Source organism: Nannocystis sp. (assembly GCF_016714285.1).
In the GTDB taxonomy this organism is placed as follows: domain Bacteria; phylum Myxococcota_A; class Polyangia; order Nannocystales; family Nannocystaceae; genus Nannocystis.
Genome location: NZ_JADJNN010000035.1, coordinates 68,094 through 90,167, shown reverse-complemented (window position 1 = coordinate 90,167; position 22,074 = coordinate 68,094). Strand labels below are relative to the sequence as shown.

Here is a 22,074-nt window from a genome sequence, read left to right as displayed (position 1 = left end):
CGTGATGCCTGCGATGGCGCGGGCCTGTGATGGCGGGTCAGGGCATGGGCGCCGGCCCGCAGTCGACGGGGGCGTGGATCTCGCAGGGCTCGACGAGCGGCTTGCCGGCGAGGCGGTCGTTGGCCCAGGCGATGACGAAGGGGATCGAGCTGGTCGCGGCGTCGACGTGGCCGGCGCCGGCGCACTCGTGGTGCTCGATGACGTAGCCCTGGTCGCATAGCCGGGGCAGGTCTTCGCGGACCACGGGCGCGTAGACGAGGTCGTCGGCCTCGCCGAGGACCACGAGCGTCGGGGTCTTGACCATGAGCGGCAGGTCGCTGGTGCCGAGCGAGGCGCGCTGGAGGATGCAGCCGACCGGGCCGAGCGCGTCGATGTCGTCGGCGACGATCGCGTCGATGAAGCTCTGCTGGTAGACCTGGTTGGTCATCGTGATGTCCGGGGGGACGTCGGCGCCGCAGTCCTCGGTCATCAGCTTGGGCAGCGCCGCAGCCACGTTGTCGCTGAGCACCTCGTTCAGCGGGTTGGGCACGCGGTACCAGTCGTGGCCGCCGACGACCGCGGCCGCGAGCACGCCGGTGGTCGGGCCGAACACGGTGGCGCCGTGCTTGGTGAGCCCGAAGGAGTCGGTCGGCGGGACCGAGGCGACGTTCGCCAGGATCTTGAATTCGGGGGCGTAGTACGGGGCGTAGCGGTCGGCCCACAGGGTGGCGAAGCCGCCCTCGGAGGCGCCGAACAGGATGATGTCCTTGCCGGGCGTGGCGGGGACCGACTCGCCGGTGTCGCTGGTGAAGCGGACCAGCGCGCGCAGCGAGTCGAGGGTGGCGATCGCGGTCGGCTCGGGGACGACGTAGGGATGGAGGAACCCGGCGGGCGCGCCCCAGCCGTTGAGGCCGAGGTAGTCGGGGGCGACGGTGACGAAGCCCAGCGCGGCGAGCAGGGCCGGCACGATGTAGCCGTCGGGGGCGGCCGTGGGCCCGCACTTGTCGGTGAAGCCGGTGGTGCCGTGGGCCCACACGACGACCGGGCGCTCGCCGACGGCGTCGCCGGTGGGGTAGCTGATGAAGCCGGTGGCCTCGACGGCCTCGCCGCGATCCTGGGTGCGGTAGCGGATCTTGTACACGTCGGCGCCGTAGGCCACGGGGGCCAGCGCGCCGAAGCCCTGGGCGTTGAGCAGGCCGTCGATCGTGGCCGCGTCGAAGTGGATGACGAAGCCGGAGTCGAGCACCTCGCCCATGTCGGTCGGTGGGAGCAGGGCGTAGTCGGGCAGGCCGCAGCCGCCGGCCGGGAAGGCGTTCTCGCCGGTGTCACCGGTGCTGCCGCCGCTCGAGCCCTCCTCGCCGCCGCTCGAGTCGGCCCCGTCGGTGGTGGTCGGCGTGGCGGTGTCGGTCGCGGCCGCGGTGTCGCCGGTGCTGGCGTCGGCGGTGTCACCACCGCCGTCGTCGCCGCAGGCGGCCGAGAGAGAGAGGGCGGTGAGGCAGAGACAGAGCGGGCGGTAGGTCATGGGCAAGCGGGCATCTTGGCAGAGACCGGCGACGGCGCGCCAGACCCTGCAACGGCGTCCGCCTGATCTTGGCCGCTGCCTGGCTCATGACTGGGCGCACACGCCGGCGGCCGGAATGCTTGCTCGCGGGGCCAGGCGGCTGCGATCCTCCGGCCCGCATGGCGATGATCTCACGCAAGAAGCGGAGCTTCCGCGTGTCGGAGGGGCTGTTCAGCTATCTGCGCCGGCACGGCCGGGCGGTGGACGTGGCGGGTGGCTGGGCGGGTGGCCTGCCTGTGAGCTACGCCGACCTCACGCGCTACGACGACACGACGCCGGTCTACGACAAGCGCGGGCGGGACACGCTGTGGCGATCGGTGCTCTACCCGTCGTCGCTGCGCAAGGAGATCGATCGCGACCTGGTCCGCACCTACGCGAGCCTGCGGGTGATGGGCAACACCTCGCTGATGAAGCACCTGGTGACCGATCGCGTGGACGTGTGCACCTACGGCAACACCCAGCCGTTTCGCGTGCGGATCTTGAACACGCTGAACGAGAACTTCGACTACTTCTACGTCAAGCAGGCCGACGCCTCGCGGATCTACGGGCTCGAGCTCGAGGACCTGCTGTCGCCCAACCGCGTCGACTTCTTGTGCGACGGGAACACCCTGATCGAGGAGCACATCTCGGGGATCCCGGGCGACCAGTTCATCCGCGATCACCTGAAGGACACGCGGATCGACGAGGTGCGGCTCGGCAAGGAGTTCGTCAAGTTCAACGAGCGCTGCTTCCTGCGCCTGCTCGGCGACATGCACTCGAGCAACTTCGTGGTCCACGTGATCCCGGACTTCGACGAGACGATGTACCGCATCCGCGCGATCGACTTCGACCAGCAGAGCCACGAGGGCCGCTGCAACGTGTACATGCCGAAGTACTACCCGCAGAACAACGCGATCATCTTCCTGGCGAGCCGCTGCATGACGCCGGAGTCGGTGCGCCAGTACCAGGAGGAGGAGCACACGCTGCTGCGCCACCGCGCCCGCGCGGAGCACGAGGCGCTCGGCGAGCTGCTGGCGGTGATGGCCGACGACGAGCTGGCGCCGCCGGAGAACGTGCGCCGCCTCGGTCAGGAGCTGGCGCACCACCACCGCGACGCCAGGTTCCGCGGCTGCGAGACGATGGGCCAGCTGGTGGCGGCCTCGCTGAGCCTGCTCGAGTGGGAGTGAGGGGTCAGCCGACCGGCGCCGGGTCGGCCGGGGCCTCCTCGATCTGCCAGCGGTCGAACACGGCGGGCAGGGTGTCGAGCTCGAGCAGGAACTTGCTGGGGCGCAGCATGTGCGAGGGGCCGTCGCGGGTCTCCTCGATCACGGGATAGCTGAGGTAGAGCTCGTCGCCGGCGCGGGTGACCGCGACGTAGAAGAGGCGGCGCTCCTCCTCGATGTCGGCCGGCTGACGCATGGCGGTGGCCATCGGGAAGCGGCCCTCGGCGAGCCACAGGACGAAGCAGATCGGCCACTCGAGGCCCTTGGCCTGGTGGATCGTGGACAGCACGAGCTTGTCGTCGGGCTCCTCGGCGCCGAGCACGTTCTCGGCGCTGATGCCCTGGACGAGCGCGAGCTCGCCGAGGAATTCGCTGGCGGCTGGGTAGCGGGCGGCGTAGCCGGCGAGCTGCTCGAGGTCGTCCTTGCGGGCCGCGGCGTTGGGGAAGTTGCGGTCGGCGTACTCGCCGTAGTGGCGCTCGACGACGCGGCGGATCATGTCGCCGGGGCTCTGCAGGGCCGGGTCCTCGAGGATCGCCCACAGCTCGGCGAGGCGGGTGAGCGCGTCGCGGGCACGGCCGCGGGCCCGCGCGGCCTGCTCGGCGAGGCGCTGGGCGCTGCTGCCACCTGTACTTTGGGACAGGGGCGCGGCCAGCAAGGTTGCGAGCTGCTCGGCCGTCTGGGCGCCGATGCCGGGCCACAGGCGCAGCAGGCGGACCCAGCTGAGGGCGTCTTGCGGGTTCTGGCGCGCGCGCAGGTAGGCGCAGACGTCCTTGATGTGCGCCTGCTCGAAGAAGCGGAGGCCGGAGCGGACGCTGAAGGGGATCTGGCGCCGGGTGAGCTCGACCTGCAGCTCGAGGCTGTGGCTGTGGTTGCGGTAGAGCACGGCCATGCGGGCGAGCGGGGTGTCGTACTCGTGGTGCAGCTCGAGCACGCGCTGGGCGATGAACTCGGCCTGCTGGAACACGTCGCGCAGCGGGATCACGGCCGGGACGGCGCCGGCGGGCTTCACCGCCTGCAGCTCCTTGGGGTACTGGCTGCGGTTGTGGGCGATGCTGCGGTTGGCGAGCGCGAGGATCTGCGGGCTGCTGCGGTAGTTGATCGTGAGCTTGTAGAGATCGGCCTGCGGGTGGCGGGCCCGGAACGCGGCGATCTGGGTGAAGTCGGCGCCGCGGAAGCTGTAGATCGACTGGGCGTCGTCGCCGACGCAGGTGAGGCTCTGGTGGCCGACGGCCATGGCGTCGCACAGGGCGCCCTGGGCGGCGTTGATGTCCTGGTACTCGTCGACCAGCACGTGATCGTAGGCGGCGCGCAGCTCGTCGCCGACATGGCGGAGCGTGGGATCCTCGAGCAGGCGCAGCCACTCCGACAGGAGGTCGTCGAAGTCGCAGACGTTCATCTGGCGCTTGCGCTCGGCGAAGCGGCGGGCGACCTGGGCCATCATGCCGGCCTGGTCGAGCAGCTTGAGGTTGTGCTGCTCGACCACCTTCTCGAGCGGTTGGCGGGTGCCGGTGGCCAGGCTGATGAGGTTGGCGAGCACCTTGGGGGTGGGGAAGCGGCGGGCGCTGAGGGCCTCGATGCCGAGCTCGGCGATGACGGAGCCGAGCAGGGTGCGCGCGTCCTCGGGGTCGAGAATGCCGAAGTCGGGGGACAGGCCGATGGCCTGGCCGTGGCGGCGGAGCACGCGGTTGCCGATGTGATGGAAGGTGCCGGCGGAGCAGCGGCGCATGTCGATGCCGAGCAGGGCCTCGACGCGGGCGACCATCTCGCGGGCGGCGCGGTTGGTGAAGGTGCACAGGAGGATGCGCTCGGGGTTGCAGCCGGCGGCGACGAGGCGGGCGACGCGGTAGGTGAGCGTGCGGGTCTTGCCGGTGCCGGCGCCGGCGAGCACGAGCAGCTCGCGCGGCGGGGCCTCGACGACGGCGATCTGCTGCGGGTTCAGCTCGCGGGTGAGGTCGAAGCTGTGGCGCTGGGGGGCGCTCGTCTTGAGGACGTACTTCAAGGGGCTACAGGTGCTTGCCGATGTAGTCGAGGATCTGCTGCTCCATGTGGACGCGGTCCTCGAGGCGGCGCGGCATGTGGCGCTCGTCGGGGAAGAGCAGCAGGTCGTAGGGCTTGCGCGCCGTGATCAGGGCGTTGATGAGGCGGGCGGTGTGGCGAAAGTGGACGTTCTCGTCGATCATGCCGTGGACGAGCAGCAGCTTGCCGCGCAGGTTGTCGACGTGATGCATCACCGAGCTGACGGTGTAGCCGCCCTGGTTCTCGGCGGGGGTGCCCATGTAGCGCTCGGTGTAGTGGGTGTCGTAGCCGTCCCAGTGGGTGACGGGGGCGCCGGCGATCGCCAGCTTGAAGGTCTCGGGGGCGCGGACCAGGGCCATCGCCGCGAGGTAGCCGCCGTAGGACCAGCCGTAGATGCCGACGCGCTGGCGGTCTGTGAGGCCGCGCTTGACCAGCCAGTCGACGCCGTCCTGCTGGTCCTCGAGCTCGAGGTGGCCGAGGTCGTGGCGGATCGCGGCCTCGAAGGCGAGGCCGCGGCGGGCGCTGCCGCGGTTGTCGATCTTGACGACGAGGTAGCCGCGGCTGCGCAGGGCCTGGGCGCGCATGTCGACGGTGGTGCCCCAGGCGTCGACGACCCGCTGCGCGTGCGGTCCGCCGTACACCGAGACCATGGTGGGGAAGGGTCCCTCGCCCTCTGGGCGGTAGATCGCGGCGTGGAGGGTGTCGCCGTGGCGGTTCTTGAAGGTGGCGAGCTCGGGCGGCGGCAGCTTCAGTTCGGCGACGCGGGGGTCCTCCGGCGTGGGGATGTCCTTCAGGACAGCTCCGGTGTTCAGGTCGCGCAGGCGCAGGCGCGGCGGGATCGCGATGCTGCTGTGGACGTCGACGAAGCGGCGCAGGGCGTGGTCGATGACGACGCCGTGGCTGCCGGGCTCGGGGGTGAGGCAGCGCGGTTCGCCGCCGGCGAGGGGGACGACGTAGAGGCGCTGGCCGGTCGGGTCGCCGCCCTCCCCAAGGGTGTTGCCGAGGTAGTAGAGCAGGCCGCGGGGCTCGTCGATCTCGACGATGGCGTCGACCTGGGCCTCGCCACCACCGCTGGTGAGCGCGCGGACCAGCTGGCCTGTCCCGTCGTACAGGTAGAGGTGGCGGTAGCCGCTGCGCTCGCTGGCCCACACGAAGTGGCCGGCGAAGGGGCCCTCGGCGATCGGGCGCAGCATGTCGTGGAGGTTGATCCACAGGTCGCTCGACTCGGTCAGCAGGGGCGTGCTGCGGCCGGTCTTCGGGTCGAGGCGCAGGAGGGTGAGGTGGGTCTGGGCCCGGTTCTCGATCTGGGCGCTGAGGCTGCCGTCGGGCAGCCACTGCACGCGCGCGAGGTAGGGGTCGGGGTCGTCGCCGAGGTCCATCCACGTGACCTTGTCGCTGCCGCTGGCCGCGACCACGCCGAGGCGCACCTTGGCGTTGGCGGCCCCGGCGAAGGGGTAGGCGTGATCCTCCTGGGCGCCCTCGCCGGTGCGATCCTTGCCCTGGTGGACGATGCGGTACTTCGGGATGTGGGTCTCGTCGACTTCGGTGAACGCGAGCTGTTCGCCGTCCCACGACCACCAGAAGCCGTGGCTGCGGTTCATCTCTTCCTGGGCGATGTACTCGGCGAGGCCGTGGGTCTTGCCGGTGCCGCGGGCGCCCTTCGTGCGCTGACTCGGCGCGCCGCCCTGGGCGCTGACGACGTAGAGCTCGTCGTCTTGCACGTAGGCGACCTGCATGCCGTCGCGCGAGAGCTGGGGGTCGATGGCGGGCTTGTCGTCGGTGTCGACGATGTGGCGTGGCGGGCCGCGTTCGCCGTCCTGCACGTAGATGTCGCCGGTGAGCGGGACCAGCAGGCGCGTGCCCTGGGTGGCCCAGGCGTAGCTGGTGACGCCGAGCTCGCGGACGCGCTGACGTTCGCGGCGGAGCTTCTCCGTGAGCGACAGGTTCTCCTCGGTGGCGCCGCCGCCGGGCGGGGCGACCAGCAGGGTCTCGTCGCCCGACTCGAGGTCGAGGCGGTAGAGCTGGCGGGTGAGGTTGCGTTCGGGGCTGCGGAGGTAGCTGAGGGCGCGGTCGTCGGGGGTGAAGCTGATGCTCTGTGGGTGGAGGAGGCCGGGCAGCGGGTAGGCGGCGGCGTCTTCGAGGGCCAGGGGTGGCGACGATGCGGCGGGCGGCGGAGGAGTGGGCTGCATGGGTGCGGGAGCGGGTGGGCCGTGCTCGTCGGGGGTGGACGCGCGCGGCGAGCATGCTGCGAGCGCGGCGCACAGGAGCGGGACGAGACCCGGGATGCCTGGGACGGATTGTGCGGCATGCATCGCGGGCGCAGGATCTCAACGTTCGCGGCGGCTGTCCACGGGCGGCCAGATCTGTCCGACGTTTGTGCCAGTCCCGGGCGGCGATCTGCCAGCGGCGACGGCGCTTGATTCGTCGCGGGAATTCGGCCATACAGGGCGCCCCCATGGCCAATCTCGCCGAGATCCTCACCCAGCCCGAGCTCCGTCCGCAGGTCGTGCGTGCCTGCGCTGTTCTCATTGACAGCGAGGTTGCGAGCAAGTCGGGGTTCTCTGGGCTCGCGGTGAAGGCGGGCTACAAGCTGGTGAAGACGATCAAGCCGACGATGGTGTCGGAGGTGGTCGACCGGCTGCTGCCGGAGTTCGCGGAGGCGATGCAGCCGATGTTCGACGAGGTGGAGCAGCAGGTCGCGGCGAAGGGGCAAGCGCGGTCGGAGCTGTTCAGCGCGCACATGCAGGCCGATCCGAGGCGGGTCGCGGCGGCCTTGCTCACGGTCACCGACCGCCGCGCCGAGAAGGCCAGCGGGGCGCTGAAGAAGACCTACGCCCGCCTGCGTGACACCGCCGAGGAGCACGTGCAGGCGGCGGTGCCAGGTCTCGTGCGCGCGTTGACTCCCTTCGTTTGAGGGGTTCGTTCGCAGTGGTCGCGGTCGCGGTTGGCGGTCGCGTTGGGTGGGCTGGAGTGGGCCGCGGTGCGCGGCTCCGTGGTGGTCGGCGGCGCAAGATCGCCCGCGTCGCCGTGTGGGGCGGGGCGGTGAATTCCTGATAGGCTGCGTTCATGTTGGGGGTGACGGTGATGCGTAGATTGGCTGGCTCCTTGGTTCTCTCCTCTCTGCTCGTGCAGTTCGGTTGCGGTGACAACGGCGAGGGCTCCGCCTCCGACGCGATGACGACGCCGGGGACGAACCCGACGACGGGCGTGTCGACGTCGGGCTCGGGCGTGCCGACCGAGGGCTCCGCGAGCGCGACCGACGGTGTCACCGGCGGGATGAGCTCGCAGTCGTCGACGGGCGGGTCGATCAGCGGCACCGATACCGCGGCGACCAGCGGGACCAGTGATCCCACCGCAGGGACCGACTCGGCGACCAGCGCCGCGTCGACGGGGGCGGTGAGCGTGAGCGACTCGGCCACCACCCTCCCCGATACGACCACCACCGACCCGGGCGGCACCACCACCACCGGTGGCGGTGACACGACGGTCGCCGACATGAGCACCGGCATCGGCGGCACCACCGAGGAGACCCCCTGCCAGGTGCAGATGGCGACCCTGAAGCCGGTCATCCCCAACATGATGCTGGCGCTCGACAAGTCGGGCTCGATGCTGACGCTGTGGGACCACGACGCCAACCCGAACACGCCCACCATCACCCGCTGGAACAGCCTCTATCAGGTGGTGGACACGGTGACCGGCAAGTTCAACGACAAGGTGAACTTCGGCGCCAACCTGTTCCCCAACAAGTCGGCGCAGCAGGTCTACAACGCCAACGCCTGCCTGGTGAACGCCAACGTCGAGATCAAGGTGAAGGCGAAGAACCAGGCGGCGATCCTCGCCGGCATCCCGGCGGCCAACACGATGGCGATCTACGGCGGGACGCCGGCGGCCGCGGGCGTCACCTCGGCGCTCAATCACCTGAAGACCCTGCCGGCCGACGTGCCGAAGGCCCTGCTGTTGATCACGGACGGCGCGGCGAACTGCGGCATGGGCCTGGCGCCGCCGCCATTGTTCGAGATGTACGACCAGACGCTGCACACGATCGTCGGCGACGCCTTCACGAAGGACAAGATTCCGACCTACGTCATCGGCATCAACACGATCAACATGCTCAGCGATGGCAAGCAGGACGGCAGTCCCGACATGATCAACCCGTTCACCAAGCTCAACGAGCTGGCGGTGCTGGGCGGCAACCCGAAGAACGACCCCAACGAGAAGTTCTACAACGCCGACAACCAGATCGAACTGTCGGCGGCGCTCGACGCGGTCATCGCCGACGCGCTCAGCTGCATCATCAAGCTCGATGTCGAGCCGGCCAAGCCGGAGTTCACGATCGTCAAGATCGACGGCGTGAAGGTGCCGCACGTGATGAACTGCGGCAACGAGAACGGCTGGGTCTACACCAACCCGAACGGCCCGTACGACGCGATTGAGCTGTGCGGCACGGCCTGCATGAACCTGAAGACCAGCGGCAAGGCCGACGTGAATTTCTTCTGCGTGCCGAACTAGTGAGTGGCTCGCGGGTCCGATGAGGACATCGCGTGGGAGCCGGGGTCGTCGACCATGAGGGGTGGTCGTCGCGTCCCCGGCTCCGCGCTTGTGGAAGGGGCAAGTCGTGGATGCGTACCTTCGCGCATATCGGCAAAAGCGGCGTTGCGCGGGAACTTGTGGCGGGTCGCGGGCTCGGGCTACGATGGCGAGATGCGGTATCAGAAGTCTGGTCTTGTCGCGGCGTGCCTGGTAGCGCCGCTTCTCCTCGGCTGTAGTGACGACGGCGGAGTGGCGAGCGGCGACACGGTGAACCCCACGGCGACCAACCCGACGGTCGCCACGATGACGGGGGGGCAGACGACCAGCGGGCAGCCGACCAGCGACAGCGCGCCGACCACGAGCAACGGCGGCAGTGACTCGCAGGGCACGGACTCGGCGGCCACGACCGCGAACAGCAGCCCGAGCACCAGCGGCGGCCCGTCGGATCCGTCGGCGACCGCCGCGGACACGACCACGGGCGACGTGACCGCGACCGGCACCGGCGCCGACACGGGCAGCACGGGCGAGCCGCCGCCGATGTGCATGGAGGCCGACTGTCCGATGGGCCAGTTTTGCAACGGCGGCAGCGGCCTGTGCGAGCCGGGCTGCAACGAGGACCTCGACTGCATGGGCGGCACGGTCTGCGATGTCGACGCCAATCAGTGCATCGGCTGCCTGGTCGACGCCAACTGCGGGCTCGGCACGGTGTGCGACAAGGGTACGAAGGCCTGCGTGCCGGGCTGCAACATGATGCAGCCGTGTCAGGACGGGCTGGCCTGCTGCGGCGACCAGTGCTTCGACCTGCTGAATGACGTCCTGCACTGCGGCAGCTGCGACCCATGCCCGGTGCCGGACAACGCGGCGGCGGCGTGCACGATGGGTGTGTGCGGGCTCGGGGCCTGCGTCGGCGACTTCAGCAACTGCGACAAGGACCCGGGCAACGGCTGCGAGGTGGACGGCAGCTGCGAGTGCAACCCGGGCGAGCAGGTCGGGTGCTACACGGGTCCGGACGGCACCCAGAACAAGGGCATCTGCAAGGGCGGCCTGCAGACCTGCAACCCGCAGGGGACCGCCTTCGGGCCGTGCCAGGGCGAGGTGCTGCCGAAGCAGACCGACATTTGCACGAACAACCTCGACGACGACTGCGATGGGGTGACGGACGAGGACCCGGACGAGGACGGCGACGGCTGGACGGTGTGCAAGGGCGACTGTTGCGACGCGGTCGGGCCCGCGTGCCAAAACCCGCTTCTGGTCAACCCGGGCGCCTTCGAGTTCCCCGGCAACATGGTCGACGACGACTGCGACGGCATCAAGGACAACCCGGTGCCGGCCTGCGATCAGGGTCTGGCCAGCAACTCGAACACGCCGACCGACTACGCCAAGGCGATCGACCTGTGTCAGTTCACGGTCGAGAACCCGCCGCTGCCGACCAAGAAGTGGGGCGTGATCTCGGCGGGGTTGTTCCGCGGCAACGGGGCCGGCAACCCCGACGCGGCGGCCAAGTCGATCCGCCCGAAGTTCGGCACCGGCGGCATCGTGCCGCAGCAGAACAACAGCCTCGCGGTGTTCTCGACCGGCAACGCGGCCGCCTTCGGCGACGTGAATCCGGCCTACGCCGACTTCCAGACCGGCAAGGACAACGCGGCCAACAGCGCGGCCCCGGCGGACTGGCTGGGGCTCAATGGCAACGTGTTCCCGAACGCGCCGGGCTGCCCCGCGGCGGGCAGCAACCAGGCCTACAACAGCGTGATGCTGAAGATCCGCGTGCGCGTGCCGACCAACGCCAAGTCGTTCAACGTGCAGATGTACTTCATGTCATCGGAGTGGCCGGAGTGGACCTGCACCCCGTATAACGACATGTTCGTGACGCTGCTCGACTCCACGGGCGTGAACCCCAAGATCCTCGACAAGAACATCGCCGTCTACACGCTCAACAACCAGATCTACCCGGTCGGCGTGAACCTGGTGAAGGCGGCGCCGGGCCTGTTCACGCAGTGCAAGAACGGCACCTACGGCTGCGCCGGCGTGAACGGCGGCAACTACAACGGCTGCCTCGGCACCGGCCAGCTCACGGGCACCGGCATGGACATCCTCGAGGGCGGCTGCGGGGCGAACAACACGACCGGCGGCGGCACGAACTGGCTCAAGATGGCGGGCAATGTCACGGGCGGCGAGACGATGGAGATCCGCTTCGTCATCTGGGACACCTCGGACGGGATCTACGACTCGCTGGTGCTGCTCGACGACTGGGTGTGGTCGGTGCAGGCCTCGCAGCCCGGCGTGCAGCCCAACTGATCGGCGCGCGGCCGCCGGTCCCGGGTCACGTCGGGGCCAGGACGGCCTTGTGTCACGCGGGCGCCCGGCACAAGATCGGGCGCCCGTTTGTCGTCGCCGGTCCTCATCGCCCTCGCGCTGCTCGCCCCGGCGGAGCCCCCGGACCCGCTGCTCGGCGCGCCGGAGTCGCAGGAGCCGATCACGCCCGAGCCGAGCCGGGCGAAGCGGCCGCGTCGGACCCGCGATCGCAACCACCGCTTCCTGCCGCTGCCGCACCTCAGCGAGCAGCCGGCGGTCGGGCTGATGCTCGGCGGCTCGCTCAACTACTCGTACCGCCGGCCCGGCGAGGAGTTCAACCGCGGCTACCTGAGCGCGTGGTCGCGGGTGTCGACGCGCGGGGTGCAGGACCACATCCTCAGCGGCCGCGTTCGCGACATGCTGGGCCGCCGCGAGATCTTCAACTTCGGCCTGATGGTGATCGTCGACCCGGTGTTCGCGTATTACGGCGTCAACAACCACGAGAACATCGCCGGCACCGATATCACCGGGTCGTACAACTGGGCCCGGATGGAGAACTACGGCGGGTGGTTTAGCTTCGAGCACCCGCTGTGGCAGCTGCACCGCCCGGGCAAGGCCGTGGGCACGCTGCGGCACTACTCGGGGGTGGTGTTCTTCTACGACCGCGTGAAGGCCTATGAGGGCAGTCGCATGGCGGTGAGCGACCCGCAGCTCGCCGGTGACGCGCGGCGCGGGATCTTGCGCGGGGGCCTCAGCTGGGACACCCGCGACAACGACTGGAGCCCGCACGAGGGCAGCCTGATCGACCTCATGGTCGACGCGGCGGGGCCCTACACCGCGTCGAGCACCAGCTGGGGCCGGGTCCACGCGAGCGCGCGCCACTACTGGCCGCTCGGCACCAGCAAGCTGCTGCTGGCGCACCGGGTCACCTTCGACGCGCTGTGGGGCGCGCCGCCCTTGATGGCGCTCGGCGAGTTCGGCGGGCTGTTCCCGATCGACGCCTACGGCGGGGCCTTCGTCGGCCGCGGCTTCGCCCGGCGCCGCTTCATCGGCGAGATCAAGGCGACCGCGGGGGCCGAGCTGCGGTTTCGGCCGGTCGAGCTCAAGGTCGGGCGGCACAAGCTCGGGCTCGGCTTCGACGGCTTTCTCGAGATCGGCATGGTGTCGCGCAAGATCGCCGATCTGTTCAAGTACGCCTATCCGTCGGGCGGCCCGGGCGTGCTGCTGATATGGGATCGATTTATCGTGTTTCGCGTCGAGGCGGGCTTCAGTCGCGAGGGCGGGGCGGTGTATCTGCAGAGCGAGCACGCGTTCTAGTCGCCGGCCGCGAACGGCGCGCTTGCGGGCCGTCGCGGGTCGACGCAGCATCGGCCACCGACGTGTTGCCCCTGCCCCTCGCCCTCGCTCTCGTCGCCGCCGAGCCCGACCCCGGTGGGCCGCGCCGGGTCCCGGCGAGCGCACGACCGCTGACGGGCGCTCCGTCGCCGCTGCCACAGCCGCCGCGGCGGGGCGTGCCGCGGGCGGCCGCGCCGGCCTCGGGGGCCCCGCTGCCGCTGCAGCACGACCCGGTCGCCCGCGATCGGGGCGACGTGGTCGACCGCTACGCGCCGGTGCCGACGACCGGCATGAACCCGATGTCGGTGTTCTCGGAGTCTCGGATGCCGCGGACGCCGAGCGGCGCGCGGGGGCGTGTGAAGCCGCGGCGCAAGCGGGACAGCAATCACCGATTCTTGCCGCTGCCGCACCTGAGCTCGCAGCCGTCGACGGGGCTCACGCTCGGTGGTTCGCTCAACTACTCGTACCGGCGGCCGGGGGAGGAGTTCAACCGGGCGTATCTGTTGGCGTGGTCGCGGGTGTCGACGCGCGGGGTGCAGGACCACATCGTGAGCGGCCGCCTGCGCGACATGCTGGGGCGCAACGAGGTGATCCAGTTCGGGGTGTGGATCTCGCTCGACCCGGTCTATCCATACTTCGGGATCAACAACCATCAGAACCTCGCGGGCACCGACCTGACCGGTCCGTACAATCGCATGCGCATGGACAATTACGGCGGGTGGTTGACCTACGAGCACCCGCTGTGGCAGCTGCACCGCCCCGATCGCCCGGTGGGCACCCTGCGGCAATACACCGGGCTGTTCTATTATGTCGACGTCGTCCAGGGGTATGCCCACAGTCGCCTCGTCGAGCACGACCCGAACCTGGTCGGCACCTATCGCCGGGGCATCGTGCGCGCCGGGCTGACCTGGGACAGTCGCGATAACGACTGGAGCCCGCGCGAGGGCAGCCTCATCGACCTCACGCTCGACACCGCGGGCGCCTACACTGGCTCGACCTCGGGCTTCGGGCGGGTGCACGCGACGGCGCGCAACTACTGGCCGCTGGGGCGCAGCGGCTTCGTGTTCGCGCATCGCGTCAGCTTCGACGCGCTGTGGGGTGTGGCGCCGTTGATGGCGCTCGGCGAGTTCGGCGGGCTGTTCCCGATGGACGCGTACGGCGGGGCCTTCGTCGGCCGCGGCTTCGCCCGGCGCCGCTTCATCGGCAACATCAAGGCGACCGCCTCGGCGGAGATCCGCTTCACGCCGCTCGAGTTTCGCCTCGGGCGCAACAAGCTCGGGCTCGGCTTCGAGGGCTTCGTCGAGCTGGGCCTGGTGTCGATGAAGATCGCCGACCTGTTCAAGGCCTGGTACCCGTCCGGCGGGCCAGGCCTGCTCTTGATCTGGAACCGCTTCGTGGTGTTCCGGGTGGAGGCGGGCTTCAGTCGCGAGGGCGGGGCGCTCTATCTGCAGAGCGAGCACGCGTTCTGATGCCCGCTCGCTGTGTCACTCGCCGGGGTCGTCGTGGGGGAAGCGCATCACGGCGCTCATGCGGTTGTTGAAGCCCGCGATGCCGCCGCTGATGAACGCGTAGACGATCTCCTGCGCGGGGTCGAAGTACCAGGTGGTCGTGAGGCCGTCGACGACGTTGGGCGGGGGTTGCTCGCGGTCCAGCAGCAGCAGCGGCTGACCGGTGGCGGCGTCGGTGGCGTTGCCGGCCTCGTCGAAGCGGACGCTCGCGCGCTCGGCGTCGCTGGGGGCGCTGATCTCGGCGCTGGCGCCGAAGCCGTGGAAGGGGTTGCGGCCCGGCATCATCAGGCCGCCCATGCTGCCGAGGAAGGCCCGCGCCGCCGGCCCGTCGAGGACGACGATCGCGTTGGGCGCGTCGAACAGGTCCTGACGCCGGATCGTCAGCACGCGCAGGTGGGCGCCGTTGATCGCCGAGTGGAACTGGACGCCGTCGAAGCGCGGCTCGCCGGCGCCGACGTCGGACACGCCGCTGAGGGCGGCGAAGTGGCGCAGGGGGGTCTCGACGCCGCCGACGCTGCGCAGCTCGAGCCGGCCGTAGGCCTTGAGCGCGTGGTCCTGCGGGAAGGGGCTGTGCTCGAGGAACAGCTCCTCGAAGACCGCGCCCGAGAGGTGGATCGGGCGCTCCAGGCGGAGGTAGCTGCCGGAGGGCATGGCCTCGCCGCCGATGGCGACGGGCTCGCGGTTGTCGACCACGCCGGCGAGCTCGACGTGCATGCCGGGGAGCAGCGCGGGATCGAGGTGGTCGTGGAGGACCTGGGCGCGGCGGATCGTGCCGACCCACTGGGTCGTCTTGTGGATCAGCCCGAACACCCGCAGGAGGTGGCCCGGCAGCAGGTCGAGGCGGGTCACGGGGGCGTCGATGGTGAAGCTGACCTCGCTGCGCGTGCCCTTGCCGGAGGTGATCAGGCGGATCTTGGCCCCGGGGTCGGCGACCAGCTCGCCCGCGAGGATGCCGTAGCCGGTGAGGCCGACGCCGCCGATGCCGGCGACCTCCTTGAGCTCGGCGTCGCTGAGGCGGCGGGGACGCGGGGGCGGGGGACGGTGCGAGGCTTCGTTCATGCGCAGGATGTTCCTCCCGCCGGGAGGCGAGCGCGACGGCAAGTTGTTCGCCGCGCGTGGCCGCGCGTGCGCGCGGCGGACCGGGCGCGATGTGAGGATGTCCCGAAGGACAGGTCCGTGCGGGAGTCCTTGCACTCGTCGCACTCGGGGCGGCGCTCGGCGGTGGTGGCGGGCCCTCGTCGTCGCCGGGCTCGTCGGGGCTGTCGGCGAGGGCCCACAGCTTGCCGGCGGCGCGGCAGCGAGGCTCGCCGAGCGGCCACGCGGGCGGCGGCTCGCCGGGCCCGGTCTCGGGGTCGCAGTCACGGCGGGTGAAGCTGACGGGCTTGGGTGGCTCGGGCGCCGAGCCCTATCCGCGTGTGCGGGGCCTTGTTATCATCCGTCGCCGCCTGAACGGGGCGGCGCGTCGCCGATGCCCGAGACGAAGAAGTGGCCGTGGGACAAGCGGGCGAGCGACAGCGGGCCGATCGCCGCGGCTGGCTCGAACACGCTGGCGGAGCCGCAGATCTTCAAGTACTGCCGCGACCTCGGGGTCTCGCCGATGGTGAGCCCGGGGCTCGATCCGGTGGGGCCGACGATCGACGGCGAGGGCGACGGTCGCTACGCGGTGGGCGAGGAGCTGGGGCGCGGCGGCGGCGGGGTGGTGTACCTCGGGACCGACCGCAGCCTGCGGCGCACGCTGGCGTTGAAGGTGCTCGCGCCGGAGCTGGTGACCGACCCGATGCGGGTCCAGGCCTTCGTCGAGGAGGCGATCATCACCGGCGGGCTCGAGCACCCGAACATCGTGCCGGCGTACGACCTCGGCTGCAGCAGCGCGCTCGGCATCTACTACACGATGAAGCGGCTGACTGGGCGGCCGCTGGCGGACGTGCTGACCGCGCTGCGCCGCGGCGATCCGGCGACCTCGCAGAGCTTCGGGCTCTACCGCCTGCTCGGCTGCTTCATCGAGCTGTGCCGCGCCGTCGCCTACGCGCACGCGCGGGGCGTGTTGCACTGCGACCTCAAGCCGGAGAACGTGTTCATCGGCGAGTATGGTGAGGTCGTGCTGGTCGACTGGGGGCTGGCGCAGGTGCTCGGGCCGGAGGGTCGGCGACAGGCGCGGGCGCTGATGAAGGCGGGGACGCCGGAGTACATGGCGCCGGAGCAGATCACGCGCAGCGGGCAGGATCTCGACGTGCGCAGCGACATCTGGTCGCTCGGGGTGATCCTCTACGAGCTGCTGACGTTGACCTTGCCGTTTCAGGGGGCGAACCCGCGTGAGGTGCTGATGCGGGTGATGGTCGAGCAGGTCGAGCCGCCGACGGAGCGGGCCCCGGGTCGGCCGATCCCCGCGGGCGTCGAGGACATCTGTCGCCGGGCGCTGAGCAAGAACCGCGAGTTTCGTTACGGGTCCGTGGTCGAGCTGCTGGCCGATCTCGAGGCCGAGCTCGAGGGCACGCGCGAGCGGCTGCACCGGGCCGAGCAGGCTCGCCGGGCGCTCACGGCGGTGCAGGCGATGCTCGAGCGGCTGGCGCCCAGCGAGCGGGCGGTCGACGAGCTGCTGGCGCGGCAGCCGGGCGGCGAGGAGTCCGGGGAGCCGCGGCCGGGCGACGATTCGCGGCTGGCCGACCTGCGGCGGGCGCTGCTCACCGGCTACCACGACATCACGCTGCAGGTCGTCCGCGGCATCGAGCAGGACGGGCAGGCGCAGCAGCTGGCCGAGGCCGCCGGCGATCTGTACTGGCGGATCTTCCTGCGGATCTACCCGTCGCGCGCGCCGGTCCTCGCGTCGGGGCGCGAGCTGGCCAGCGAGCTGCTGATGAAGCTGAGCGAGCGGGCCTTCTCGGCGGTCGTGCGAGCCGGCCGCAACCTGGCGCGCTCGCGCGAGTTCGCGGCGCTGTCCACCCTCGACGTCGCCCAGCCGGGGACGGCGATCGCGGACCCGTGGCTGAGCGTGGTGTCGACGCTGTGCGGCGACGAGGGCCAGGAGCTCGACGCCAGCGCGGCGCCCTCGGCCCTGCGCACGCTGATCGACCGCATGACCTTCCTGCAGAAGATCAGCCTGTTCGCGGCGGTGCCGGTGTGGCATCTGCTGCCGATCGCCGAGGCTTGCCGCGAGGTCCACTACGTCGACGGCCAGGCGGTGTTTCGCCAGGGGGAGGCCGGCGAGTCGCTGTGCATCTTGCTCGCGGGCAGCGTCGAGGTCGTGCGCGACGGGGCGGTGATCAATCGCCTCGGCGCCGGTGAGGTGTGCGGTGAGGTCGCGGTGCTCGGCCGGGCGCCGCGCACGGCCGGCGTCGTCGCGGTTGGTTCGCTGCGCACGTTGCTGTTGGAGGCGGACCACTTTCGTCGCATCGTCCGCGAGAACGGTGATATCGGCCTCGCGGTGATCGAGGTGCTGAGCGAGCGCCTGCGGGTCGCCACCGAGCGAGAGAGCGCGCTGCGCTCGCTGGCCAAGACCTTCCTCAAGATCGACGTCGACCTGGCCTGATAGGGGCCTGAGCCGCCCTGAGCGTCGGCGAAAATACTGCGGGAGATGCCACGTTGACGCGCCTGCGGGGCGCTTCTAAGGTGGGCGAGTTTGCGCGGGCAGGAGGGCCGCATGCTGTCCATTACCGGATTTTGGCGGGACATAGCGAGGCGCGCGGGGGGGTTCATCTCGCCCGCCGAGGTGCTGCGTTTGGTCTCGCCGGTGAAGGCCCTCAGCTCCGTGCTGGCTTATGTCAGCAGGACCAGCGAGGCGGGCTTCGTGCCGGACGATCTGGAGCGGCGGGACCCGGAGTTTATCCGCTGGGTGATGGACATGTCGCGGTGGCTCGGAGAGCACTACTTTCGCCTGCGCTTCGAGGGGTTGGAGCACATCCCTGGCGACGGTCCGGCGCTGATGGTCGGCAACCACAATGGTGGCATCATGCCGATGGACGCGTTCTTCACGGTCCTCGGGGTGTGGGACCGCTTCGGGCCGGGCCGTGTGGTGCATCCGCTGGTCCACGACCTCATCGCCCACGATCCGCTGGCGCACCGCCTCGCCGTCCGGGGCGGCGCCTTGCGGGCGTCGCAGGGCGGCGGCGAGAAGGCGCTGCGGGCCGGGCACCTGGCGCTGGTCTACCCCGGCGCGGACCTTGAGACCTACCGACCGTTCTGGCAGCGTCACCGCGTCGAGCTGGCGGGTCGGCAGGGCTTCGTGAAGCTGGCGATCCGCGAGGGCGCGCCGGTCGTGCCGGTGGTCAGCGTGGGCACCCACGAGCAGCTGATCGTGCTGGCGCGGGGTGACGGTTTGGCGAAGTTGCTGCGGACGGAGAAGTGGCTGCGGACGCGGGTTGTGCCGATCGTCGTCTGCGTGCCGTGGGGGCTGACGATCGGGCTGCTGCCGTATGTGCCGTTGCCGGCGCAGACGACGATCGCCTACGGGGCGCCGATCCGCTGGCCTGGACTGCGGCCGGCGGACGCCGACGATCCAGCGGTGCTGACCCGCTGTTACGCCGAGGTCGTGGGCGCGATGCAGGCGCTGCTCGATCGTCTGTCGGCGGGGCGGCGGCCGTGGTTCGGCAAACCGTGAAGTGGCCGTGAGCCGCCCGTCCGCTTGCGCAGATCGTGTTTTCGCGCACACACGCGCCGCGGCCAGAACAGCGATTATCCGCGCCATGAAGCTGCGCTTGACCATTTCGCTGTGCTCGATGCTCGTGGCCGCGTGTGGTGACGCCGGTACAGGGGTGTCGGATGGATCGAGCACGAGCGTCGCCAGCTCCGGCGAGGGCTCGACGACCGCGACCACGACGGCGACGCCGACCACGACGGGCGAGGGCGACACGGGCACGGGCACCGGCACCGGCGGTGCCTCGACCACCGGCGATCCCTTCGGCGGCGACAGCGTGTGCAGCCGCGGGCTCAAGTGGGACATGGGCAATCAGGAGTCGCCGTTCATGAACCCGGGCATGGCCTGCAAGACCTGCCACACGCAATTGGCGCCGTTCGTGAATGGGCGGATCTTGATCGGTGGCACGGTCTACGAGACCGGGCACGAGCCTGATCTGTGCTTTGGCATCGACGGCATCAAGGAGCCGACGATCGTCGAGATCACCGATGCGAACAAGATGGTCACCCAGCTCGAGGTCAACCAGGGTGGCAACTTCCTGTGGGACAAGGTCCAGTACGGGACGGTCGCCTTCCCGATCACCGCCCGCGTCGTGCGCGGCGATCAGGAGCGGGTGATGCTGTCGCCGCAGATGGACGGCAATTGCAACGACTGTCACACCGAGGACGGCGCCAACGGTGCGCCGGGGCGGATCGTCGCGCCCTGAGGCTTTAGCGCCTGGCCAGCAGGGTCTCGGCGCGGAGCATCGCCTCGCGGGCGGTGGCCGGGTCGTCGCTGCGGAGGATCATCGTGAGGTGGTCGGAGCTCGGGTGCAGGCTGGCGTGCAGGCCAGGGAGGGCGAGCAGGTCGGGCTGGCCGGCGAGGGCGCAGGCGCTACGGCAGTTGATCGCGGTCTGGAGGTCGTCGCGGGTGCGGCTGACGCCGGGGTGGAGCTCGACGATGACGCCAGCGAGCTGGTAGCTCGGCGACTTGACCAGCTTGTTCGCGGCCCACAGCGGCTCGACCGCGGCGACGTCGCCGGGGCGCAGGACGGGGCCCCCGGTGCAGGCGAGCTCGGCGGCGGCGGGCCGCGAGACGGGAGCCGGGGCGCTGGCACAGGCGGTGAGGCAGGCGCAGAGCAGGGTCGAGAGCAGCAGCTTGGTTCGCATGGCATCCCCCGGGCCGCGCGGGAGCGCCGGAATGGGCCCGGGTCGCGGCTGAGGGAAAGTCTTAGCCAGGTCGGGGAGGATGGCAAGCGATTCTCTTAGTATCGCTGAGGTTTATTCTCAGCCGGACAGGTGCCCGGTCAGGGGCTGGGTTTGCCGTCGTTGTCGCGCCACGTGAAGGCGAGGTGGCGGAGCTGGTGGGTGGAGGCGATGCCGAGCTTGGTGCGGAGGTTGAACTGGTGGGTCTCGACGGTCTTGGCGCTGATGCCGAGGGAGGTGGCGATGTCGCGGGTGTTCTGGCCCTGGCCGATGAGCTTGAAGATCTCGAGCTCGCGGTCGCTGAGGGTGTCGAGGGGGGCGCGGGTGCCGGGGCGCTGGCCGAGGACGGTGTTGAGGAGCGCGGCCGCGAGCGCGGGGCTGACGGCGAGCTCGCCGCGCAGCGCGGTGCGGATCGCGTTCAGGACCTCCTCGGCGGGGGTGGCCTTCATCACGTAGCCGGCGGCGCCGGCCCGGATGACGCGCTCGCCGTAGACCTTCTCGTCGTGGGTGGTGAGGACCAAGATCCGCTGTTCGGGGCGCTGGGTGCGGAGCTGTTTGAGGGCGTCGAGGCCGTCGCCGCTGCGCAGGGAGAGGTCGAGGAGGACCAGGTCGGTGGGCGTGTGCTCGAGCTTGTCGAGCGCGCCGCGGAGGTCCTCGGCCTCGCCGCAGACGTTGAGGTCGGGCTCGCCGTTGAGCAGCTGGCGCATGCCGAGGCGGACCAGGGCGTGGTCGTCGATGACGAAGATCTGGGACTTCATGCGGGTTCGCTCTCGGCGCTTTGGACTTCGGGGAGGGCGCAGCGGACCACGGTGCCGCCGCCCTCGCGCGGGGTGATGCTGAGGAAGGCGCCGATCGCCTCGGCGCGGTGGCTCATCGAGTGCAGGCCCATGCCGGGCGGGCGGGTCGCGGGTGAGGCGGGCAGACCGGTGCCGTCGTCGCTGATGCTGAGCACCAGCTCGCCGCCGTCGCGGGCGAACTCGACGGTGATCGTGGTGCAGCGGGCGTGGCGGACGGCGTTGGCGACGGCCTCCTGGGCGATGCGATAGAGCTGGATCGCGGCGCCGGCGAGCGAGAGGTGGGTGAGGCTGGTGATGCAGCTGCAACGGAGTCGGTGCAGCGCGCTGACCGAGTCGCAGAGCTGGCGCAGGGCGTCGACCAGGCCGTGCTGGCTGAGCACCACGGGGTACAGAGATTGCGAGACCTGGCGGACCTCGACGGCGCCGGCGGCCAGGTGCTCGCGCAATTGGCTGAGGTCGGCGAGGGCGATCGGCTCACCGCGCTTGGCGGCGCCCTCGAGCGCCTGGGCCAGCAGCAGCAGGCCGGTGAGCTGCTGGCACACGCCGTCGTGGAGGTCGCTGCCCATCTGTTGCTGGGCGCGGGCGACCTCGTCGAGCATGCGGCGCTCGAGCAGGCGCTGCTCGGTGACGTCGTGCATGAGCGCGAGCACGGTGTCGCCGTGGCTTCGCGACATGCGCAGCTCGAAGCGGCGGTCCTCGGGGCCGGGGCCGAGGTCGAGGGTGTGGACGCGGTCGTCGTCGCCGAGCTCGCGCAGGAGGCGGAGGGCAGCGGGCGCGTGCGGGCCGGCGAGGAAGCGCTCGAGGTGCGCGAGGGCGCCGGGGTGCGCGGCGGGCGGGACCACGGCGTCGCGGAGCTGGCCGTCGCGGCCGAGCAGGACGACGGGCTCGGGGAGGGCGGCGAGCAGGGCCTCCGCCAGCTGGGGGTCGAGACGCATCGCGCTTCGGACCGATCGCACTGGTGCATACCATGAGGGCCCGGGGCGGGAAATAAGTAATTCGCTTAGCGATTTTGGCGGACAAATGGACAGGGCGGGTGGGGT

At 70.6% G+C, this 22,074-nt stretch carries 16 protein-coding genes; 9 read left to right on the top strand and 7 right to left on the bottom strand.

Annotation, left to right across the window (positions count from 1 at the left end; genetic code table 11):
- Positions 1-37 precede the first annotated feature (37 nt).
- Entirely contained in the window at positions 38-1,501 is a 1,464-nt protein-coding gene (locus IPJ59_RS32590) for a lipase family protein (protein ID WP_293261989.1), read from the bottom strand.
- Positions 1,502-1,659: 158 nt separating this feature from the next.
- Between IPJ59_RS32590 and IPJ59_RS32585 the strand changes: the two genes are divergently transcribed.
- Complete coding sequence (locus IPJ59_RS32585; RefSeq protein ID WP_293275113.1) at positions 1,660-2,706, top strand: hypothetical protein; 1,047 nt, start codon at positions 1,660-1,662, stop codon at positions 2,704-2,706.
- Positions 2,707-2,710: 4 nt separating this feature from the next.
- On the opposite strand, the gene IPJ59_RS32580 is transcribed toward IPJ59_RS32585, so the two are convergent.
- Entirely contained in the window at positions 2,711-4,741 is a 2,031-nt protein-coding gene (locus IPJ59_RS32580; RefSeq protein WP_293275112.1) for an ATP-dependent helicase, read from the bottom strand.
- Positions 4,742-4,745: 4 nt separating this feature from the next.
- Entirely contained in the window at positions 4,746-6,947 is a 2,202-nt protein-coding gene (locus tag IPJ59_RS32575) for a S9 family peptidase (RefSeq protein WP_293275110.1), read from the bottom strand.
- Between the two features lie 266 nt (positions 6,948-7,213).
- On the opposite strand from IPJ59_RS32575, the gene IPJ59_RS32570 reads away from it, so the two are divergent.
- From IPJ59_RS32570 to IPJ59_RS32550, 5 genes are all read left to right on the top strand, one after another.
- Positions 7,214-7,672, top strand: coding sequence for a DUF6918 family protein (locus tag IPJ59_RS32570; protein WP_293261977.1), 459 nt, complete (start codon positions 7,214-7,216; stop codon positions 7,670-7,672).
- A gap of 191 nt (positions 7,673-7,863) precedes the next feature.
- Positions 7,864-9,267: a vWA domain-containing protein gene (locus IPJ59_RS32565; RefSeq protein WP_293261974.1), complete on the top strand. Its 1,404-nt coding sequence runs from the start codon at positions 7,864-7,866 to the stop codon at positions 9,265-9,267.
- A gap of 288 nt (positions 9,268-9,555) precedes the next feature.
- A complete protein-coding gene (locus IPJ59_RS32560; protein WP_293275108.1) occupies positions 9,556-11,583 on the top strand; it encodes a choice-of-anchor L domain-containing protein in 2,028 nt (675 codons plus the stop codon).
- Positions 11,584-11,670: 87 nt separating this feature from the next.
- Positions 11,671-12,897: a BamA/TamA family outer membrane protein gene (locus IPJ59_RS32555; protein ID WP_293275107.1), complete on the top strand. Its 1,227-nt coding sequence runs from the start codon at positions 11,671-11,673 to the stop codon at positions 12,895-12,897.
- Between the two features lie 62 nt (positions 12,898-12,959).
- Positions 12,960-14,384 (top strand): BamA/TamA family outer membrane protein, encoded by a 1,425-nt coding sequence (locus IPJ59_RS32550; protein WP_293261965.1) that lies wholly within the window; start codon positions 12,960-12,962, stop codon positions 14,382-14,384.
- Positions 14,385-14,399: 15 nt separating this feature from the next.
- Here IPJ59_RS32550 and IPJ59_RS32545 read toward each other — a convergent pair whose 3' ends face one another.
- Positions 14,400-15,482, bottom strand: a complete 1,083-nt coding sequence (locus IPJ59_RS32545; RefSeq protein ID WP_293275105.1) for a hypothetical protein — start codon at positions 15,480-15,482, stop codon at positions 14,400-14,402.
- 409 nt (positions 15,483-15,891) lie between these two features.
- On the opposite strand from IPJ59_RS32545, the gene IPJ59_RS32540 reads away from it, so the two are divergent.
- The 3 genes from IPJ59_RS32540 to IPJ59_RS32530 all read left to right on the top strand — a co-directional run bounded on the left by IPJ59_RS32540 (position 15,892) and on the right by IPJ59_RS32530 (position 19,759).
- The gene (locus IPJ59_RS32540) at positions 15,892-17,949 is read left to right on the top strand and encodes a serine/threonine-protein kinase (RefSeq protein ID WP_293261959.1); all 2,058 of its coding nucleotides are present in this window, start codon (positions 15,892-15,894) and stop codon (positions 17,947-17,949) included.
- A gap of 111 nt (positions 17,950-18,060) precedes the next feature.
- Positions 18,061-19,017, top strand: a complete 957-nt coding sequence (locus IPJ59_RS32535) for a lysophospholipid acyltransferase family protein (protein WP_293275103.1) — start codon at positions 18,061-18,063, stop codon at positions 19,015-19,017.
- Between the two features lie 85 nt (positions 19,018-19,102).
- Positions 19,103-19,759 carry a hypothetical protein gene (locus tag IPJ59_RS32530; protein ID WP_293275102.1) on the top strand — a complete coding sequence of 219 codons (657 nt, stop codon included), beginning with the start codon at positions 19,103-19,105 and terminating at the stop codon, positions 19,757-19,759.
- A 4-nt stretch (positions 19,760-19,763) separates the two neighbouring features.
- Here the strand turns inward: IPJ59_RS32530 and IPJ59_RS32525 are convergent, their stop codons facing one another.
- From IPJ59_RS32525 to IPJ59_RS32515, 3 genes are all read right to left on the bottom strand, one after another.
- Positions 19,764-20,201, bottom strand: coding sequence for a hypothetical protein (locus tag IPJ59_RS32525; RefSeq protein WP_293275099.1), 438 nt, complete (start codon positions 20,199-20,201; stop codon positions 19,764-19,766).
- 137 nt (positions 20,202-20,338) lie between these two features.
- Complete coding sequence (locus IPJ59_RS32520; protein ID WP_293261947.1) at positions 20,339-20,995, bottom strand: response regulator; 657 nt, start codon at positions 20,993-20,995, stop codon at positions 20,339-20,341.
- Positions 20,992-21,969: a sensor histidine kinase gene (locus IPJ59_RS32515; RefSeq protein WP_293275097.1), complete on the bottom strand. Its 978-nt coding sequence runs from the start codon at positions 21,967-21,969 to the stop codon at positions 20,992-20,994. The genes IPJ59_RS32520 and IPJ59_RS32515 overlap by 4 nt, the downstream gene beginning before the upstream one ends.
- Positions 21,970-22,074: the final 105 nt, after the last annotated feature.

Bases quoted from the DNA above. Each gene is read 5' to 3' on its own strand.
- IPJ59_RS32525 (WP_293275099.1), bottom strand. From the start codon at position 20,201: ATGCGAACCAAGCTGCTGCTCTCGACCCTGCTCTGCGCCTGCCTCACC.
- IPJ59_RS32530 (WP_293275102.1), top strand. From the start codon at position 19,103: ATGAAGCTGCGCTTGACCATTTCGCTGTGCTCGATGCTCGTGGCCGCG.
- IPJ59_RS32540 (WP_293261959.1), top strand. From the start codon at position 15,892: ATGCCCGAGACGAAGAAGTGGCCGTGGGACAAGCGGGCGAGCGACAGC.
- IPJ59_RS32515 (WP_293275097.1), bottom strand. From the start codon at position 21,969: ATGCGTCTCGACCCCCAGCTGGCGGAGGCCCTGCTCGCCGCCCTCCCC.
- IPJ59_RS32535 (WP_293275103.1), top strand. From the start codon at position 18,061: ATGCTGTCCATTACCGGATTTTGGCGGGACATAGCGAGGCGCGCGGGG.
- IPJ59_RS32520 (WP_293261947.1), bottom strand. From the start codon at position 20,995: ATGAAGTCCCAGATCTTCGTCATCGACGACCACGCCCTGGTCCGCCTC.
- IPJ59_RS32545 (WP_293275105.1), bottom strand. From the start codon at position 15,482: ATGAACGAAGCCTCGCACCGTCCCCCGCCCCCGCGTCCCCGCCGCCTC.
- IPJ59_RS32575 (WP_293275110.1), bottom strand. From the start codon at position 6,947: ATGCAGCCCACTCCTCCGCCGCCCGCCGCATCGTCGCCACCCCTGGCC.
- IPJ59_RS32590 (WP_293261989.1), bottom strand. From the start codon at position 1,501: ATGACCTACCGCCCGCTCTGTCTCTGCCTCACCGCCCTCTCTCTCTCG.
- IPJ59_RS32585 (WP_293275113.1), top strand. From the start codon at position 1,660: ATGGCGATGATCTCACGCAAGAAGCGGAGCTTCCGCGTGTCGGAGGGG.
- IPJ59_RS32570 (WP_293261977.1), top strand. From the start codon at position 7,214: ATGGCCAATCTCGCCGAGATCCTCACCCAGCCCGAGCTCCGTCCGCAG.